Source organism: Amycolatopsis sp. NPDC058340, assembly GCF_042723975.1.
Taxonomy (GTDB): Bacteria; Actinomycetota; Actinomycetes; order Mycobacteriales; family Pseudonocardiaceae; genus Amycolatopsis.
The window spans coordinates 34045-50098 of record NZ_JBHXIB010000003.1 but is presented as its reverse complement, the minus strand read 5'-3'; the positions used below and the strand labels follow the sequence as shown (position 1 = coordinate 50098).

Below are 16054 nucleotides of genomic sequence, written 5' to 3'. Positions count from 1 at the left end.
CGCGTTCCCGATAATGCGATCGCTGTCCCTATATGTAGGATTCCGGCATGTCCGACACGGCACCGCCCGGTACCCAGACCCTCGCCCGCGGCCTCGCGCTGATCCGCGCGGTCGCCGGCGGCGCGACCGATCTCCGCGGCCTGGTCGAGGACACCGGGCTGGGCCGCAGCACCGCGCACCGGCTGGTCCAGCTGCTGGTCAGCGAGGGCTACCTGCGCAGCGGCCGGGACGGCTACGCACTCGGGCCCACCCTGATCGAGCTGGGTTTCCAAGCCCTGCACGGCAGTCCGCTGCCGGTGGTCGCCCGTCCGGTGCTGGAGGAGCTGGCGGAGCAACTGCGCGACACGGTGCACCTGGCCGTCCGCGACGGGGATTCGGTGCTGTACCTGGACAAGCTGCCGGGCTCACGGGGCGCGGAGATGCGCTCCCGGATCGGGCACCGGATGCCGTTGACCCGCACCGGTGTCGGCATGGCGCTGTTGCTGGACTCCGCGCCGGAATGGCGGGAGCTGTACCTGGCCGAAACGCCCGCGGAACCCGGCAGGGTGCGCCCGGAGGACGTCGACGCGTTCCTGTCGCGTATGCGCGAGTACGCGGAGTCCGGGGTGGCGATGGACCTGGAGGACAACGAACCGGGGATCCGCTGTGTCGCAGCGCCGATCCGGGACGCCACCGGCGCGATCGCCGGGGCCATCAGCGTTTCGGCGACCCGGCCGTACATGCCCGCCGCCCGGATGCGCGGACTGAACCGCGTCGTCGGCCGCGCGGCACGGCAGGTCTCCGCCGGCCTCGGCCACCGCGAGCCCTGACGTCAGTCCCGCAGCTCCAGCAAGGGCACGAGGAACCGCCTCGCCACGTCGGCGAGCTGCTCGTCGTCGTCGACGTCGACCACCTGGCTGGGGATCACCAGGAACGAGGTCGAGACCCGCACCATCAGCTCGGCCGCGAGATCGATATCCAGTTTCCGGGAGACGTTGCCCGCCGCCTGCTCCTGCTTGAGCTGGCCCGCGACGAAGGCACGGACAGTGGCGAGGGTGCGGCCGCCGTCGCCGATCATGGACGCCATGAGGAGATCCGGCTCGACGTCGAGCAGCCCGCCGATCAGCGGGTTGCCGCGGATCGCCCGCAGCGAGCTCACGAAGCCCAGCACCACGCGTTCGGCGACGGTGTCCGCTTGCTCGATGTCGGCGAGGAACCGGTCGAAGTATCGCCGGAATTCCCGCCGCACCACCTGCTCGACCAGGACGTCCTTACCGGGGAACCGCCGGTAGACCGTGATACGGGAAACCCCGGCGCGCCGGGCGACATCCTCCATTGTGGACCGTTGGATGCCGGTCTTGGCGAACTGGGTGTACGCCGCGTCGAGGATCCGCGTCCGCGTCTCGTCCGTCTCGTCGACCCGCTCGACGGCGTCCGAGTACGCCAGCTCCAGCAAGGACTCCGACGGTTCCATGGCCACCTCCGCACCCGATTGTGCCTTGCGGTCAGGCCTTGTGGAGTCCCGGGCCGCCGTGCTCTCATGGTGATACGCAGGTTCGCAGCGTGTTTCATCGTATCAGAGCTCGGCCGACTCGACGCGGAGGAACGGCGACATGGACGAACACGGCAGGCGTGGCGTTTTGAAGGCCGGAGGGGCACTCGGCGCGCTCGGCGCGTTGAGCATCGCGACTCCCGCACAGGCGGTGCCATGGACGTGGTCCGCCACGGGTTCGGTGGCGGGCACCGGAACGGGGGCCGATCCGCGCTGGGTCTGGGATCCGGAGGCCGACACCCTGGTCGCCTCGCTGATCCTCCGGGGCGACGTGCCGAAGGTGAACGCGCTTTTGCGCACCTGGAAGAAGAACGGCCAGCCGCTCCCCGACGACCTGCCATCGGATCTGCGCGACTTCATGGAACGGGCCCGGCGGCTGCCGTCCTGGGCCGATCAGCGCAAACTGGCCACCGCGTACGAGTTCAACGAGAAACGCGGCCTGTATCTCGGCGTCCTCTACGGTTTCGCCAGCGGCATGATGAGCACGGTCATCCCCAAGGAGGCGCGCGCGGTCTACTACTCGAAGGGCGGCGCGGACATGAAGGACCGCATCTCCAAGACCGCCAAACTCGGCTACGACATCGGCACCCGCAACGCCTACGCGCCCGACGGCGAAATGATCGTGACGTGCGTGAAGACCCGGCTCGTGCACGCGGCCGTGCGTCATCTCCTGCCCCGGTCGCCGTATTGGGACGCGGTCGCCGACGAACGGATCCCGATCAGCCAGGCCGACATGATGGTCACCTGGCACAGCCTTCCCACGACCGTGATGCAGAAACTCGCCGCGTGGAAGGTCCCCATCCCGGCGCACGAGTCGGAGGCGTTCCTGCATTCGTGGCAGCTCGGCGGGCATCTGCTCGGCATCGCGGACGAATATCTTCCGGCGTCGTGGGCCGAGGCGGACGCACAGGCGGCCCAGGTGCTGACCCCGATCCTGGCGGCCACACCGGAAGGCATCAAACTGGCCGACATCCTTCTGGGCCTGGGCTCGGCCGTCGACGCCGGCGTCCTCAGCAAGCCCATCCTCGGCGCGTTCACCCGGTTCCTGCTCGGCGACCGGATCGCGGACTGGCTGAAGATCCCGCGTGAGCCGATCTGGGATCCGCTTCTCCGCACGGCGTGGGGGCCTTTCGTCGCCGTGCGGGAAGGACTGCTGCCCTTCCCGGCGGCGCCGCAGGTCTATTGGCTGTTCGACGAGTTCCTTCGCAAAGCCGCTTTGCTGTACCTGTCCGAACTGCGGCCCATCAGCATCGAGATCCCGGACGCCAACCGCCCGTCCTGACAGTGTTCAGAGGCCGTAGGTCTTGCCGATGATGTCGCGCTGGATCTCGCTGGTTCCACCGTACACAGTGGACACCAGCGTGGCCCGCACATGCCGCTGCATGTCGAATTCCATCGCGTGGCCGTAGCCGCCCATCATCTGCATGCCTTCCAGCGCGACCTTTTTCGCCGTCTCGGTCACCTTGAGCTTCGCCATCGACGCTTCCCTGGGCAGCAGCCGTTCGGGGTCTTCGTCGACGAGCTCCGCGACCCGGTACACCAGCAGGCGGCAGCACTCGATCTCCGTCGCCAGGTCGGCGAGCCGGTGCCGGATGGCCTGGAAGGTCCCGATCGGCTTGCCGAACTGGCGGCGCTCGCGAACGTAGGCGAGCGTGTCGTCGAAGGCGCGCTGCGCGGTTCCCAGCATTCCGGCGGCGAGGATCAGCCGTTCCAGGTTCAGCCCAGCCATCAGCTGCCGCCAGCCCTCCCCCACCTTGCCGACCACGGCGTCCGCGGGCAGCACGCAGTCGGTGAAGTACAGGTCGTTGACGTCGCTCCCGCCCAAGGTCTCGATGCCCTTGATGGTGAGCCCGGCGCTGTCGGCGGGGACGTGGAACATCGTGAGGCCGTCGTGTTTGCCACCCTCGGACGACGTCCTGGCCACGAGCAGGATCGTGGTCGCGATATGCGCGTTGGAGCACCAGGTCTTCTGGCCGTTGATCACCCAGCCGCCGTCACGGCGTTCGGCCCGGCAGGTCAGCGCGCCGACGTCCGATCCCGCTTCGGGTTCGGACATCGCGATCGACGCGACCTCGCCCTCCGCGACGCCGCCGATGACGAGCTTCTTCTGCTCGGGCGAGCCGAACCTGCGATACGCCTCGGCGACGATGATCGACGTGGTGAAACCGCCGATTGGCGCCATCCCGCGGGCGGTCTGTTCCAGGAAGACGCAGATGTCGACCATGCCGCCGTCGGCCCCGCCGAACTCGGCGGGCAGCCCGGCGCCGATCCAGCCCAGCGCGGCCATCTTGCGGTAGAGCACGTCGTCGTGGGCTTCCCGGGCGCCACCTTCGCGGCGGCACAGCTCCGCCACGGACGCGGCGAATTCGTTCTGCTCGGAGGTGAGTCGCATTTCTTCTCCCGTCGAACCACCCGGATGATACGCAGTATCAAGTCGCGTATCACCGTATCAACGGCGTCAAACCCCCAAGGCGCCGACGAGCAAGGCGCTGACCGCGTCACGATTGGCGGGGACGTCCTCCCAGCGAAACCTCCGTCCCGCTTCGACCACCACGCCGAAGCCGGCGTGCACGAGCACCCTCGCCTGACGCTGGTCGAGCTCCGGCCGCGCCGAGCGCAAATACCGTTCCCAGACGGCGATGTGTTCGCGCTGCGCGCCGACCAAAGGGCGTTGCAGGGCCGCGGGCAGGCCCGCGAGTTCGGCGTTGGCGACGCTGGTGAGCGCGGTGTGCTCGAAGCTGTAGGCCACATAGGTCCGCGCCAGCGCGAGCAGCGCTTCGCCCGGGCCGTCGACGCCGCGAAGGTTCCGCTCCACCGCCTCGGCCAGGATTCCCGCGGCCTGCAGGCAGGCGGCGGCGAGAATGTCGGCCTTGCCCGGGAAGTACCGGTAGAGCGCGGACGGCACCAGCCCGACGGCTTCGGCGATCCGGCCGTTCGTGACGTTGGCGAATCCGTCCCGTTCGAACAGCGGGATGGCCGCCGCGATGATCTCCGAACGCCGGGTGCGCGGCTCCGGACTGGAGGGCAGCTCGACGGCGTGCGGGCCGCCGACCCCCGTCGCCGGATCGGTCGCGGCCACTCGCAGGGCGGCCTCGACCAGCACCTCTTCGACCCTGCGCTGGGCGATCGAGGTGCGATGCATCGTGATCGACCCGATCACGCCGAGGGCGGCCACGGCCCGCAAACCCTCGTCGGGAAGCGGGTACTCGCGCCGCACGGCCTCGGCAACCCGATCCACCACCTGCCCGAACTTCACCGCGAGCGAGTGCCGGTCCCCACGTTCGAGATACCGGGATTCCCAGCGGTACAGGCCGCTCGACGCGCGATGGGCGACCGTTCCCTGCGTGACGGCGGCGAGCACGTCCGCGAGCGGCGCGCCGGGCGCCACCTCGTCGAGCGTGGCGGCGAGCCGGTCGGCCATGACGTTCGCGCACGCGGCGAACAACGCGTACTTGTTCGGGAAGTGCCGGTACAGCGCCGCCGCGGTGATGCCGACGTCGGCGGCGATCTCCTCCATCGACGCCGCGTGGTAGCCGTGCTCGCTGAAGATCCGCCCGGCCGCGTCGACGATCTGCTGTTTGCGGTTGCGCGGCCGGGCGGCCGTGCGCGAGGACAGGACCATGCGGGAAGTCAACCACGAACCGGATCACCACCAGGGGAAACCGGCGGGCAGGTCGGCGTCGCGATGTGATTTTCGATTAACTTATCGCTTCTCAACCGGCGGCTTGGCATGCATACTGGCCACGCGAGAGGTCCCGTTCCGACACCTGAGGATGGCCAATGTCGACCGCTTCGGCTCCCGCCTCGTCCTTCCGGCACCACTGGATGGCGCACGCCGCGACGCACGCGATGATGCGACCGGACAAGCCCGCACTGCGGTACCTCGGCGAGACGACGACCTGGTCGGAGCTCTCCCAACGGTCGTTGCGCTTGGCCGCCGCCCTCGCCGCGCGAGGCGTCACCGAAGGCGATCGCGTGGCCACGCTGACCTTGAACCACCCGTGGTTCGTGGAGACCGTGTTCGCGGCGAACAGCCTGGGCGCGATGGCCGTCCCGCTCAGTTTCCGGCTCGCTCCGGCGGAGCTCGACTACATCCTGGCCGACTGCACGCCGTCCGCCGTCGTCGTCGACGCGCGGCTGCTCCCGCTGCTCGACGCCGCGCCGAACGCCGCGTCGATTCCGACGGTGCTCGTCATCGGCGAACCGGACGACGCCGAAGGCCGCACGGGGTACGAGGAATTCCTGACCGCGCACGAGCCGATGGACCTGCCCGACGTCGGTGAGGAATCGACGGCGCTGATCATGTACACCTCGGGCACCACCGGCAGGCCGAAAGGGGTGATGCTGTCCCATCGCAACCTGCAGATGCAGGCGATCACCTGCATCCAGGCGCTGAAGATCTTCGACGACAGCGACGTCGCCTTCCTGACCGCGCCCTTCTTCCACATCGCGGGCCTGGGTTCGATCGTGGCGAACTTCCTGGTCGGCGGGGTGGTCGTGATCCACCCGCTGGGTGCCTTCGATCCGCGCGCGGTGCTCGACGCGTACGAACGCGAGGGCGCCACCGTGGTGTTCAACGTCCCCCAGCAGTGGGACCTGATCTGCGCCCAGCCCGATATCGCCGAACGGAAGCTGAAACTGCGGATCATCAGCTGGGGCGCGGCTCCCGCGACGAAGGCGACACTGCTCGCCATGGCCGAGAAATTCCCCGGCGCGCTCAACGTGGCCGTGTTCGGCCAGACCGAGACCTCCCCGATCACCTGCGTGCTCAGCGGCGAGGACTCGACGCGCAAACTCGGCTCCGTCGGCAAACCGATCCCGACCCTGCAATACCGCGTCGTGGACGACGACATGAACGACGTCGCGCCCGGCGAAGTGGGCGAGATCGTCTACCGCGGGCCAACGGTGACCAAGGGCTATTGGAGGAAACCGCAGGAGACCGCGGAAGCCTTTTCCGGCGGCTGGTTCCATTCCGGCGATCTGGTCTCGCAGGACGAAGACGGTTTCATCTGGGTGGTCGACCGCAAGAAGGACATGATCATCAGCGGCGGCGAAAACATCTACTGCGCCGAATTGGAGAACGCGATCTCCGCGCATCCGTCGGTCCGGGAGGTCGCCGTGATCGGCAGGCCCGACGAGCGCTGGGGCCAGGTACCGGTCGCTTTCGTCACCGCGGCGCCGGACACCGAACCGTCGTTGGCCGAACTGGTCGAATTCCTCGACGGCAGGCTCGCGTCTTTCAAGATGCCCAAGGATCTCATTGTGGTCCCCGAACTTCCGCGCAACGCGGGCGGGAAAGTGGTCAAAGGTGCGCTTCGCGACCTGGATGAAAACGAATCACTCATCGGAACCTACCAAGGAAGTTAGGTAAGTAAATGAGCGATCTCAGCAGGAGGAATGTCCTGTCCCTCGGCGTCGCCTTGGGCCTGGTGGGCGCGGCGAGCGTCGCCCCCGCCTGGGGTGCGACGCAGACCGGCACGGCCGCCGACCCATGGTGGGTCTGGGACGACGAAATCGACCGCATCATGGCGGGGATTCTCGAAGCGGGCCAGGTGCCCGCGGTCAACACCGCGATGCGGTCCTGGGTGGACAACAACGATCCGCTCCCCGGCGGACTGCCCGCCGATCTGGCGGGCTATCTCCAGCGCGTCAACCGGTTGCCGTCCTGGGCCGACCCCGCGAAGCTGCGCCGCGCGGCCGATTTCAACCGGCGCAAGGACACCTATCTGTTCATGCTGTACGGGCTCGGCAGCGGCATCATGAGCACGGTCATCCCGCGTGAGGCCAAATCGGTCTACTGGTCCGCGGGCGGGGCCGACATGCAGGACCGCGCGGCCAAGACGTTCACCTTCGGCTACGACCTGAGCGACCTGAACGCCTTCGAGCCCGACGGCCAGTTCGTGGTCACCGCCAACAAGACGCGGCTGGTGCACGCCGCGGTTCGGCATCTGCTGCCGCAGTCGCCGCACTGGAAGGCCGTCGCGGACGAGCGGATCCCGATCAGCAACGGCGACATCCTGGTCACCTTCCACAGTCTCGGCACCTACGTGCACCGGAAGCTGCGCGAATGGAAGGTCCCGATGTCGGCCGCCGACGAGGACGCCTTCCTCCACATGTGGCAGGTCGCCATCCACCTGCTCGGCGTGCGGGAGGAGTTCATCCCGAAGACGTGGGCGGCCGCGGAAGCGCAGTCGGCGCAGGTGCTCACCCCGATCCTTTCCCCTTCGTTCGAAGGGAAAGAGCTCGCGGAAGACCTGCTGGGGCTCACCGCGCAGGTCGATCTGGGCGTCACACGGGGATTCCTGAACGAATTCGTGCGCTACGTGCTGAGCGACGCGATCGGCGACTGGCTCGGGCTGCGCCGCGATTACGCGTCCGCGGCCCTCATCCGCACCGCTTGGCCCGCCTACATCGCGTTCCGCGAGGGGCTGATCCCCATCATGCCCGCCGGGTTCTACATGTTCGACCAGCTGGTGCGCGCGCTGGCGATGTTGTTCCTCAACAAGGGCACCTCACCGACGACGACGCTGATCACCATCCCCACGGGGAACCGGGCCGGCACCTGACCGCCCACGTCACCTCGTGAGTGGTAAGGACGGTTCTAACCGTCCTTACCACTCACGAGGCCGGAAACCTTCTCGACGTGACAGTTTTTCGTTTCTCAGTAGTTTCCACGACGCGCGTCCGGCCGGATCCCCGCTATATCTGGGAAACCGTTCCGGCCCCGGAACGGTTCTTCCGAGAGGACATACGCGATGAAGCGTGGATCACGATGGGGCGCCGCGGTGCTCAGTGCGGTGACCGCACTGCTCGTGGCGGCGGCACCGGCGGACGCCGAAGAGAATCCTTACGCCCGCGGCCCGGCTCCGACGAACGCGAGCATCGAGGCGGACCGGGGATCGTTCCAGACCGCCACCGAGAAAGTCCCCGCCGGACAAGGTTTCGGCGGCGGGACGATCCATTACCCGACCGACACCGGCCAGGGCACCTTCGGCGCGATCGCGATCGCGCCCGGTTTCTTCGAGACGGAGAGCGCGATCGCCTGGTACGGGCCGCGCCTGGCCTCGCAGGGATTCGTCGTCATCACGTTCTCGACCAAAAGCACCTGGGACACCCCGGACGTCCGGTCCGACCAGCTGCTCGCGGCCCTGCGCTACGTGACGGACAAGAGCCAGGCCAAAGACCGCGTCGACCCGGGCAGGCTCGCCGTCATGGGACATTCGATGGGCGGCGGCGGATCCTTGATCGCCGCGCAGAAGGCACCCACGCTGAAGGCCGCCATCCCGCTGACGGGCTGGAATCCGAACACGACGTTCTCCGATCTGAAGGTCCCCACGTTCGTCGTCAGCGCCCAGAACGACTTCATCGCCCCGGACGGCTCGCATTCCCGGCCGTTCTACCAAAGCCTTCCCGAGTCGCTGGACAAGGCGTACATGCTGCTGGCCGGCGCCGGCCACATGGCGCCGACGAAACCGAACACGACCATCGCGAAGTACAGCATTTCGTGGATGAAACGCTTCGTGGACGAAGACACCAGGTACGACCAGTTCCTGTGCCCGCTTCCGGCGAACGATCCGAAGATCGCCGTGTACCAGGGAACCTGCCCGCTCGGCTGACACCGTCGGCCGCTGTGACCTCCGGGTCACAGCGGTCCGCGGTCCCGCTGCTCGACCCAGACGGCCAGCTGGGTCCGGTTGGCGAAGTCGAGCTTGTGCGAGATGTGCTGCAGATGCGTCTCCACCGTGCGCCGGGCGATGACCAGTCTCGCCGCGATTTCGCGGTTGCTCAGCCCGGCCGCGACGAGCCGCGCGATCTCGGATTCACGCGGCGTCAGCGGCGGGAGGTCGGCCGGTTCGCCGGCGGACGGCGTCCCGGGACCGGCCAGCGCGTCGTGCGGGTTCCGCCGCCGCCCTTCGGCGATGGCCAGGTCGAACCTCTTGTCCCCCAATGCCTTCCGGGTCGCGTCGTGGAACATCCGGCGGGTCGCGGTGACGGCCACGTCGGGCTCGGCGCTGCAGCGTTCCCAGAGCGTGGCGGCGATCCCGAACAGTTCCGCCGCGCGGACCCACTCCTCACGCCGGGCCGACACCCAGGCCAGGCCGTCGACCCGGTAGGCCGCGGAGAGCACGTCGGACACGCGGAGGTCGATCTCCAGCGCGTCGCGGATACAGCGTTCACCGGCGTCGAGGTCTCCCCCGTAACAGACCTCGGCGACCCCGAGCCCGAACAGGGCCATGGAGCGATACCGGTACTCCCCCGCTTCCTCGCACAGCCGTCGCATCGAGCCCAGCAGCTCCCGCGCTCCCGGCAGGTCTCCCCGGTAGGCCAGTGCGACACCTTGGATGAACATCGGATGCATCTGACGCCGTACGTCGCCTCGCTCACCGAAGAGCCGCACGGCTTCCGCCGCCCGGACCATGGTGTTCGGCTCGATGGCCAGCATCCTCACGAAAGCACTCGCGTGAGCGACGTAGGGAGCGGCTTCGTCGTCCTCGATCGCTTCGGCCGCGGCCAACCGCTGCCGGGCCCCCGGCAGATCCGCGTGCAACGCGGCGCACAGGGCGGCGATCGCCAGGCCGCGGGCCCGCCCCCGGGTCTCCGGCGGCACCGCCTCGAGCGCGCGATCGATCCAGTCCCGCAGTTCCCAGGCCGCGCCGCGGGCCACCCAGTATTCGATCATGCCGGTGGCCATCTCCAACGCCACCACACCTTCACCGGGGGTGCGGAGCGACCACGACAGCGCCTCGCGGATGTCGGCGTGCGCCGCCGTCAGTCGTTCGTACGCCTCGTCCTGTCCCGGCCCGAACCATGCGGCCGCGGCTTGTCCGATCAGCGTGGCGTAGTGGTCGCGATGCTTCCTCGCCACGGTGAGTTCGTCACCGGAATCGGCGAGCCGGTGCCCGCCGTATTCGCGGAGCAACCGGAGCATCCGGTAGTGGACCCTGTCCGCGCCGTCGATACGCGCCAGCACCGACTTGTCGACCAGACCGTCCACCGCGTCGAGCACGGCGAGCGAGTCCAGTCCGCCGTCTTCGGCGCAGACGGCCTCGGCGGCGGACAGGTCGAACTGCCCGGCGAACACCGAACAGCGGGCCCAGACGATCCGCTCGGTCTCCGTGCAGAGGGAGTGACTCCACTCGATGGTGGCGCGCAGCGTCCGATGCCGCTCGACCGGCATCCGGAGACCGGTGGCCAGGACCGCCGAGCCGTCCTCGACGCGGTCCGCGATCTGCGACGGCGACAGGACACGGATCCTGGCCGCGGCGAGTTCGATCGCCAACGGCAGGCCGTCGAGACGGCGGCAGAGGCGGACGACGTCCGCGACATTGCTTTCGCCGACCTCGAAAGCGGGCAGCACGCCGGCGGCACGCTCCGCGAACAGCCGCACCGCGCCGAACGTGAGCGCTTCCCGCGGTGTCCCGACCTCTTCGCCGGGCACGGCCAGGGGCGGGATCGCCAGCACGTGCTCACCGGCCAGCCCCAGCGAGCAGCGGCTGGTGGCCAGGACGACGAGGTCCGGGCAGTCGCGCAGCAACGCCGTCACCAGTTCCGCGCTGCCGTCGAGGAGATGTTCGCAGTTGTCCAGCAGCAGCAGCGACCGCCGCGGCCGCAGATACGCGACGACGGCCTCGAGGTCGGTGCGTCCCGCCGTGTCGTGCAGGCCCAGCCCGTCGGCGACCGTGCGCGCGACGAGACGCTCGTCCCGCAGCTCACCCAGTCCGGCGACCGCCACGCCGCCGGGGAAGGCCCGGGTGAGCGAACTGGCCACCTGGGCGGCCAGCCGCGTCTTGCCCACGCCGCCGGCGCCGGTCAAGGTGACCAGACGGCCCGCGCCGAGCAGCCGCCGCACCTCGTCCTCGTCGTCCGTACGGCTGACGTAGCTCGTCAGGGGCCGCGACCGGACCTCGCTGTCGTTCGTCATGATCCCCCATCGAAGCATGCTCGCCGGACGGAGTGGGCTGTTCGCACCACAGCCTGGGGTTTCGCGCATAATGCCCCATGACCGGCAGGCTGGACATCGCCAAGGAACAAGTCGAACGAGCCTTCGGGCCCAAGGTCGCGAAACGGCTCGGCACGTTCGACAACGGGACGCTGTACGTCGCGGCAAGCGCGTGGGCGGAGCTCGCGGCCTGGCTGGTGGACTTCGCCGTCTACCTGCTGTGCGCCGGGATCGGTTTCGTCGTGTTCGCGGTCGCCACCCGGAACAGCGCGATCTCCGGCAACGCGCCCTTGCTGCCCCTGCTCGGCCTGCTGATCGGCGTTCCGGTGCTCTACGGCCTGTTCTTCGGCAACGGCCGGGGTCTCGGCGCCGCGCTCACCGGGACCCGGCTCGTCCGGATCGCGGACGGCGGGCGGCTCGGCGCGTCGGCCTGCTGGGCCATGTTCGTGCGGACGGTGCTGTTCCCCCTCCTGCTCGTCGCGATGGTGCTGGCCGGATCGGGCGGGGCAGGCTCGGTCCGGCGGCTCAGCATCGACGACGAGGCGACCCGGCGGGTGCGGGAGCGCTACGGCGTGTCCCATTCCGGCGCGTCGACGAAGTGCACGTCATACCGCTCGTGAAGACGCTCGACCTCTTCCGGTGCGACGTTTCCGCGCAGGATCTCCGGCAGCGCCCGGAAATAGCCGAACCGGTCGACCCCGGGCGCCAGCGTGATCAGGACGTCCGCGGCGCTCTCCGGCGGCGCGGCGAACGCGTGCCGGACGCCCGGCGGGATCACCACGTAACCACCGCGCTCGACCGTGACCGTCTCGGCGCCGACCAGCATCCGCAGCGCCCCGTCGAGCACGTAGAACGCTTCCGCGGATTTCTTGTGGTAGTGCGGTTTCGTACCGGGCTCCCCGGGTCGTAGCGACAACCGGTTCGCGCCGAGAAACCCGCCCGTGTGCTCGCCGTCGGCCAGCAGCCGCAACGCGGGCCGCTCGACGACCTCCGCGTCCTTCTCCCGCATCACCCAGGCTTCGTTCGTCATCGCGTTCCCCATCTAGTTGAAGTCTTCAACCAAAACTAGCCCGGAGTGGTTGAAGGCGTCAACTGTTAAGCTGAGCGCCGTGACCGACTGGCTCGACCCGGAACAGCAGCGCGACTGGCGGGCGTTCATCGAAGGATCCGTGCGTTTCGTCGACCTGCTCGACCGGCGGTTGCGCGAGGAGCACGGGCTTTCCCTGGCGGAGTTCGAACTCCTGGTGCGGCTTTCCGAAGCCCCCGGCCGGTCGATGCGCATGGCGGACCTCGCGAAATCGGCGTACTACTCGCGCAGCCGCCTTTCGCACCGTGTCAACGGGCTGGAAACGCGCGGACTGGTCCAGCGGGAATCGACCGCCGACGACGGCCGCGGCGTACGGGCCCGGCTCACCGACCAGGGTTACGAGACCTTGCGCCGGGCGGCGCCGGACAATCTCCGCACCGTCCGCGAACACTTCGTGGACGTGATCGCGCCGGAAGACCTCCGAGCCGTCGGCCGCGCCATGCGAGCCGTCTCCGAGCGACTCGAAATGTGACGAAATCGATCAGCCCTGCTGCTCGGCGCGGCACCCGGTAATCTCCGCCCCATGAGCGACGCGCCGACCCCTTCCGAGGCCTTCGACCTTCTGCTCGCCGGTAACCGAAGGTTCGTGGCCGGTACTCCGGAACACCCGAACCAGGACGCCGTCCGCCGCACCGAAACCGCTCCCGAACAGAGCCCTTTCGCGGTCCTCTTCGGCTGTTCCGACTCACGGCTGGCCGCCGAGATCATCTTCGACCGCGGGCTCGGCGACCTGTTCGTCGTCCGCACCGCGGGCCACGTCGCCGGTTCGGAGGTGCTGGGCAGCATCGAGTACGCCGTCAGCATCCTCGACTGCCCGCTGGTGGTCGTCCTCGGCCACGACTCCTGCGGTGCCGTCGCCGCGACCCGGGCGGCGCTGACCGACGGGCTCGGCACCAACGGCTTCGTCCGCGACGTCATCGAACGGGTCACCCCCAGCGTCCTCGCCGCCCGCGCCGCCGGGCTCACCGGCAACGACGACATCATCGACGAGCACATCCGCCACACCGTCGACCTCCTGATCGACCGTTCCCGGCTGTTGTCCGAGAAGATCGACGCCGGGAAGACCGCCGTGGTCGGGCTGTCCTACCACCTGGCCGACGGCAACGCGCGTGTCGTCACCACCCGGGGACTGGACTGAACCTCAGCTCGGCAGGAGCGCTCCGGCGAGCGCGAGCACCGTTCCGGCCGCCGCCGCGGCCAGGATCGTGGTCACCACTCCGCGCCGCAGCACGAACAGCAGGACCCCGGCACCGGCGAGCACGGCGTACTGCCATCCCTGGGTCAGGCTGAGCGCGAGCGGGATCGCCGAGCCGAGGATGGCGCCGACCGCCGCCGGACCGGCGCCGTCGAGGAACGCCCGCACGTTCGGGTTGCCGCGCAGCCGGTCGAAATGCCTGGCACCGAACAGGATGAACAGGAACGACGGCGCGAAGGCGACCAGCGAGGCCAGGATGCCGCCGGTGAGACCGGCCGCGGCGTAACCGACGACGGCGACGGTCTGCACCACCGGGCCGGGGGTGACTTGGCCGAGCGCGACCGCGTTGAGGAACTCCCCCGCGCTCATCCAGTGGTAGGTGTTCACCGCGTCGTCCTGCATGAGCGGGATGATCACGAAGCCGCCGCCGTAGGACAGCATCCCGACCTTGAGCGCCACCCACGCGACGGACGCGAACACGCCGGCGCCCGCGACCGTGGCCGCCCAGGATTGGGCGGGAACGGCGAACAACGCCGCGCTGGACTCGCCGCGGCGCGCGCGGTTCACGGTCAGTTCGACGACGCAGCAGCCCAGCAGGACCAGCACCAGCCACGGGCCGAGCAGCGCGGCCGACACGACACCCGCCACGACGTACAAGGCCCAGCGCACGCGGCCGGTGGTGGCCGCGCGCCGCCAGCCCGCCGGGATCAGGCCTGCCCCGGCGTGCACCGCGACGGCGGCGACCGCCGCACCCGCGCCCGCGCCGGCTCCACGTACCCAGGCTGGCGGGGATCCGGTGAGGAACAGCGCGGCCAGCGCCAGGATCACGACGAGGCCGGGCAAGATGAACGCCGCGCCGCCGACCAGTGCCCCCGCGCGGCCGCGTACCCGCCACGCGGTGAAGATCGCGAGCTGCGTCGACGCCGGGCCGGGCAGCAGGTTGCAGGCGGCGATCGCGTCCTCGAACTCCTGATCCGACAGCCATTCCCGGCGCTGCACGCACAGCTTGCGGAGCAGGGCGATATGGGTGGGCGGCCCGCCGAACCCGATACAGCCGATCCGGCCCCATTCCCGCAGGACGGTCCCCAGGCTCGGCGCGACGACGGAGTCCTCCGCGGACTTTCCCGGCATCGAGGGCTCCGGCTCGTGGTGCGGTATCAACGGGCCGCGGGCTGGAACAGTTCGACCGGATTGCCCGCCGGGTCGTCGAACACGATCTGGCGGCCACCCGGCCCGGTCACGACGTCACTGCGGAACGGGACGCCGTCCGCGCGCAGCCTGGCGACTTCGGCGTCGATGTCGTCGACGACGAGGTGGATGCGGTTCCAGCCGCCCGGGACCGGTTTCGTGCCGTCCGGCATCGGACGGCCCGCCGAACTCGCCGGCCCACTGAGGAGCAGCCGGAGATTCCCGCGCACCACGTCGGCGAACGCGGGCAACACGCTCGAACGCACCGCGAAACCCAGGTGCCCGGTGTAGAACTCGACGGCGGCCTCGACGTCGTCGACCAGGTAACGCACACTCACCAAATCCGAAGTCATGCCCTGTTCACCTCATCATCGCGGTCAGGAACCCGATCCGGCGGTCCAGTTCGGCGGCGAGACGCCGGAACGCCGGATAGGTCTCGGTTTCCTTCGCCGGGTCCGGCAGGCTCCAATGGATGACGCGCGGATGTCCGGGGAACTCCGGGCAGACCTCGCGGACCCGGTCACAAAGGCTGATCACCCAATGGAATCGCCTGCGCCGAAGACCGTCCACATGGGACGGCTCGTGGGTCAGTGCGATGCCGCGCTCGGCGAGAACGCGCACGGCGTCGGGATGCAGCGGTTTCGGATGGCTGCCCGCGCTGGACACCTCGACCCGTGAACCGGCCCGATGCCGCAGCAGCGCCTCGGCCATCGGCGAGCGCCCGCTGTTCCCGGTGCACACGAACAGCACCTTGAGCCGGGGCCCGGCCTTCTTCATGTCCGCCCCGATCGGCGCCAGGGCGGGATGCAGCGAACCTCCCGCCTCGGCGAGCGCGTCCGCGCACTGCCCCAGATCGAGGTGATAGTAGGTGTCTCTGCCGTCGAAGCTGCTTCTCCGCGCGGTGACCAGCTCCGCGGCCCGCAGCTTGCCAAGGTGATAGGACACCAGGTTCTGCGGCTGCCCGACCAGGTCGACCAGCTCCCGCACCCGGCGGTCGCCGTGCGACAACTCGCGCAGCAGCCGCCAGCGCAGCGGATCGCTCGCCAGCCGTACGAACGGCGGCGGATCGGCCGTCTCGAAGGTCGCCACTGTCCGAAGATACATCAACGCAGG

16 protein-coding genes are annotated in these 16054 nt (G+C 69.3%); 8 read left to right on the top strand and 8 right to left on the bottom strand.

Annotated elements, in window-relative coordinates; genetic code table 11:
* The first annotated feature begins 47 nt into the window (after positions 1-47).
* A complete protein-coding gene (locus tag ACFWIW_RS05300) occupies positions 48-809 on the top strand; it encodes an IclR family transcriptional regulator (RefSeq protein WP_378367253.1) in 762 nt (253 codons plus the stop codon).
* Between the two features lie 2 nt (positions 810-811).
* Here ACFWIW_RS05300 and ACFWIW_RS05295 read toward each other — a convergent pair whose 3' ends face one another.
* Positions 812-1453 carry a TetR/AcrR family transcriptional regulator gene (locus tag ACFWIW_RS05295; protein WP_378367252.1) on the bottom strand — a complete coding sequence of 214 codons (642 nt, stop codon included), beginning with the start codon at positions 1451-1453 and terminating at the stop codon, positions 812-814.
* 139 nt (positions 1454-1592) lie between these two features.
* Between ACFWIW_RS05295 and ACFWIW_RS05290 the strand changes: the two genes are divergently transcribed.
* Complete coding sequence (locus ACFWIW_RS05290; RefSeq protein WP_378367251.1) at positions 1593-2813, top strand: oxygenase MpaB family protein; 1221 nt, start codon at positions 1593-1595, stop codon at positions 2811-2813.
* Positions 2814-2819: 6 nt separating this feature from the next.
* Here the strand turns inward: ACFWIW_RS05290 and ACFWIW_RS05285 are convergent, their stop codons facing one another.
* Both ACFWIW_RS05285 and ACFWIW_RS05280 read right to left on the bottom strand, forming a co-directional pair.
* Positions 2820-3923, bottom strand: a complete 1104-nt coding sequence (locus ACFWIW_RS05285) for an acyl-CoA dehydrogenase family protein (RefSeq protein WP_378367250.1) — start codon at positions 3921-3923, stop codon at positions 2820-2822.
* A 66-nt stretch (positions 3924-3989) separates the two neighbouring features.
* Positions 3990-5153 (bottom strand): TetR/AcrR family transcriptional regulator, encoded by a 1164-nt coding sequence (locus tag ACFWIW_RS05280; RefSeq protein WP_378367249.1) that lies wholly within the window; start codon positions 5151-5153, stop codon positions 3990-3992.
* Positions 5154-5311: 158 nt separating this feature from the next.
* Here ACFWIW_RS05280 and ACFWIW_RS05275 point away from each other — a divergent pair, with 158 nt between their 5' ends.
* The 3 genes from ACFWIW_RS05275 to ACFWIW_RS05265 all read left to right on the top strand — a co-directional run bounded on the left by ACFWIW_RS05275 (position 5312) and on the right by ACFWIW_RS05265 (position 9147).
* Positions 5312-6898: a long-chain-fatty-acid--CoA ligase gene (locus tag ACFWIW_RS05275; protein ID WP_378367248.1), complete on the top strand. Its 1587-nt coding sequence runs from the start codon at positions 5312-5314 to the stop codon at positions 6896-6898.
* Positions 6899-6906: 8 nt separating this feature from the next.
* A complete protein-coding gene (locus ACFWIW_RS05270) occupies positions 6907-8097 on the top strand; it encodes an oxygenase MpaB family protein (protein ID WP_378367247.1) in 1191 nt (396 codons plus the stop codon).
* Between the two features lie 189 nt (positions 8098-8286).
* Positions 8287-9147 (top strand): dienelactone hydrolase family protein, encoded by an 861-nt coding sequence (locus ACFWIW_RS05265; protein WP_378367246.1) that lies wholly within the window; start codon positions 8287-8289, stop codon positions 9145-9147.
* 26 nt (positions 9148-9173) lie between these two features.
* On the opposite strand, the gene ACFWIW_RS05260 is transcribed toward ACFWIW_RS05265, so the two are convergent.
* Positions 9174-11453, bottom strand: coding sequence for an ATP-binding protein (locus ACFWIW_RS05260; protein ID WP_378367245.1), 2280 nt, complete (start codon positions 11451-11453; stop codon positions 9174-9176).
* Between the two features lie 77 nt (positions 11454-11530).
* Here ACFWIW_RS05260 and ACFWIW_RS05255 point away from each other — a divergent pair, with 77 nt between their 5' ends.
* A complete protein-coding gene (locus ACFWIW_RS05255) occupies positions 11531-12091 on the top strand; it encodes an RDD family protein (RefSeq protein ID WP_378367244.1) in 561 nt (186 codons plus the stop codon).
* Here ACFWIW_RS05255 and ACFWIW_RS05250 read toward each other — a convergent pair.
* Positions 12037-12501 (bottom strand): cupin domain-containing protein, encoded by a 465-nt coding sequence (locus tag ACFWIW_RS05250; RefSeq protein WP_378367243.1) that lies wholly within the window; start codon positions 12499-12501, stop codon positions 12037-12039. The two genes, ACFWIW_RS05255 and ACFWIW_RS05250, sit on opposite strands and share 55 nt — an antisense overlap.
* A gap of 79 nt (positions 12502-12580) precedes the next feature.
* Between ACFWIW_RS05250 and ACFWIW_RS05245 the strand changes: the two genes are divergently transcribed.
* Together ACFWIW_RS05245 and ACFWIW_RS05240 are read left to right on the top strand one after the other, a co-directional pair.
* On the top strand, positions 12581-13030 hold the full coding sequence (locus ACFWIW_RS05245; RefSeq protein ID WP_378367242.1) for a MarR family winged helix-turn-helix transcriptional regulator: 450 nt from the start codon (positions 12581-12583) through the stop codon (positions 13028-13030).
* A gap of 51 nt (positions 13031-13081) precedes the next feature.
* Complete coding sequence (locus ACFWIW_RS05240; protein ID WP_378367241.1) at positions 13082-13696, top strand: carbonic anhydrase; 615 nt, start codon at positions 13082-13084, stop codon at positions 13694-13696.
* Positions 13697-13699: 3 nt separating this feature from the next.
* Here the strand turns inward: ACFWIW_RS05240 and chrA are convergent, their stop codons facing one another.
* From chrA to ACFWIW_RS05225, 3 genes are read right to left on the bottom strand one after another with little or no spacing between them, the layout of a single operon-like run.
* A complete protein-coding gene (chrA, locus tag ACFWIW_RS05235) occupies positions 13700-14884 on the bottom strand; it encodes a chromate efflux transporter (RefSeq protein ID WP_378367240.1) in 1185 nt (394 codons plus the stop codon).
* A gap of 26 nt (positions 14885-14910) precedes the next feature.
* Complete coding sequence (locus ACFWIW_RS05230) at positions 14911-15294, bottom strand: VOC family protein (protein ID WP_378367239.1); 384 nt, start codon at positions 15292-15294, stop codon at positions 14911-14913.
* 7 nt (positions 15295-15301) lie between these two features.
* Positions 15302-16045, bottom strand: a complete 744-nt coding sequence (locus ACFWIW_RS05225; protein ID WP_378367238.1) for an ArsR family transcriptional regulator — start codon at positions 16043-16045, stop codon at positions 15302-15304.
* Positions 16046-16054 lie beyond the last annotated feature (9 nt).

Excerpts from the sequence above, each read along its gene's own strand:
- ACFWIW_RS05275 (WP_378367248.1), top strand. The coding sequence starts at position 5,312 with ATGTCGACCGCTTCGGCTCCCGCCTCGTCCTTCCGGCACCACTGGATG.
- ACFWIW_RS05225 (WP_378367238.1), bottom strand. The coding sequence starts at position 16,045 with ATGTATCTTCGGACAGTGGCGACCTTCGAGACGGCCGATCCGCCGCCG.
- ACFWIW_RS05300 (WP_378367253.1), top strand. The coding sequence starts at position 48 with ATGTCCGACACGGCACCGCCCGGTACCCAGACCCTCGCCCGCGGCCTC.
- ACFWIW_RS05240 (WP_378367241.1), top strand. The coding sequence starts at position 13,082 with ATGAGCGACGCGCCGACCCCTTCCGAGGCCTTCGACCTTCTGCTCGCC.
- ACFWIW_RS05250 (WP_378367243.1), bottom strand. The coding sequence starts at position 12,501 with ATGACGAACGAAGCCTGGGTGATGCGGGAGAAGGACGCGGAGGTCGTC.
- ACFWIW_RS05270 (WP_378367247.1), top strand. The coding sequence starts at position 6,907 with ATGAGCGATCTCAGCAGGAGGAATGTCCTGTCCCTCGGCGTCGCCTTG.
- ACFWIW_RS05285 (WP_378367250.1), bottom strand. The coding sequence starts at position 3,923 with ATGCGACTCACCTCCGAGCAGAACGAATTCGCCGCGTCCGTGGCGGAG.
- ACFWIW_RS05295 (WP_378367252.1), bottom strand. The coding sequence starts at position 1,453 with ATGGAACCGTCGGAGTCCTTGCTGGAGCTGGCGTACTCGGACGCCGTC.
- ACFWIW_RS05265 (WP_378367246.1), top strand. The coding sequence starts at position 8,287 with ATGAAGCGTGGATCACGATGGGGCGCCGCGGTGCTCAGTGCGGTGACC.
- chrA (WP_378367240.1), bottom strand. The coding sequence starts at position 14,884 with ATGCCGGGAAAGTCCGCGGAGGACTCCGTCGTCGCGCCGAGCCTGGGG.
- ACFWIW_RS05290 (WP_378367251.1), top strand. The coding sequence starts at position 1,593 with ATGGACGAACACGGCAGGCGTGGCGTTTTGAAGGCCGGAGGGGCACTC.
- ACFWIW_RS05280 (WP_378367249.1), bottom strand. The coding sequence starts at position 5,153 with ATGGTCCTGTCCTCGCGCACGGCCGCCCGGCCGCGCAACCGCAAACAG.
- ACFWIW_RS05255 (WP_378367244.1), top strand. The coding sequence starts at position 11,531 with ATGACCGGCAGGCTGGACATCGCCAAGGAACAAGTCGAACGAGCCTTC.
- ACFWIW_RS05230 (WP_378367239.1), bottom strand. The coding sequence starts at position 15,294 with ATGACTTCGGATTTGGTGAGTGTGCGTTACCTGGTCGACGACGTCGAG.
- ACFWIW_RS05260 (WP_378367245.1), bottom strand. The coding sequence starts at position 11,453 with ATGACGAACGACAGCGAGGTCCGGTCGCGGCCCCTGACGAGCTACGTC.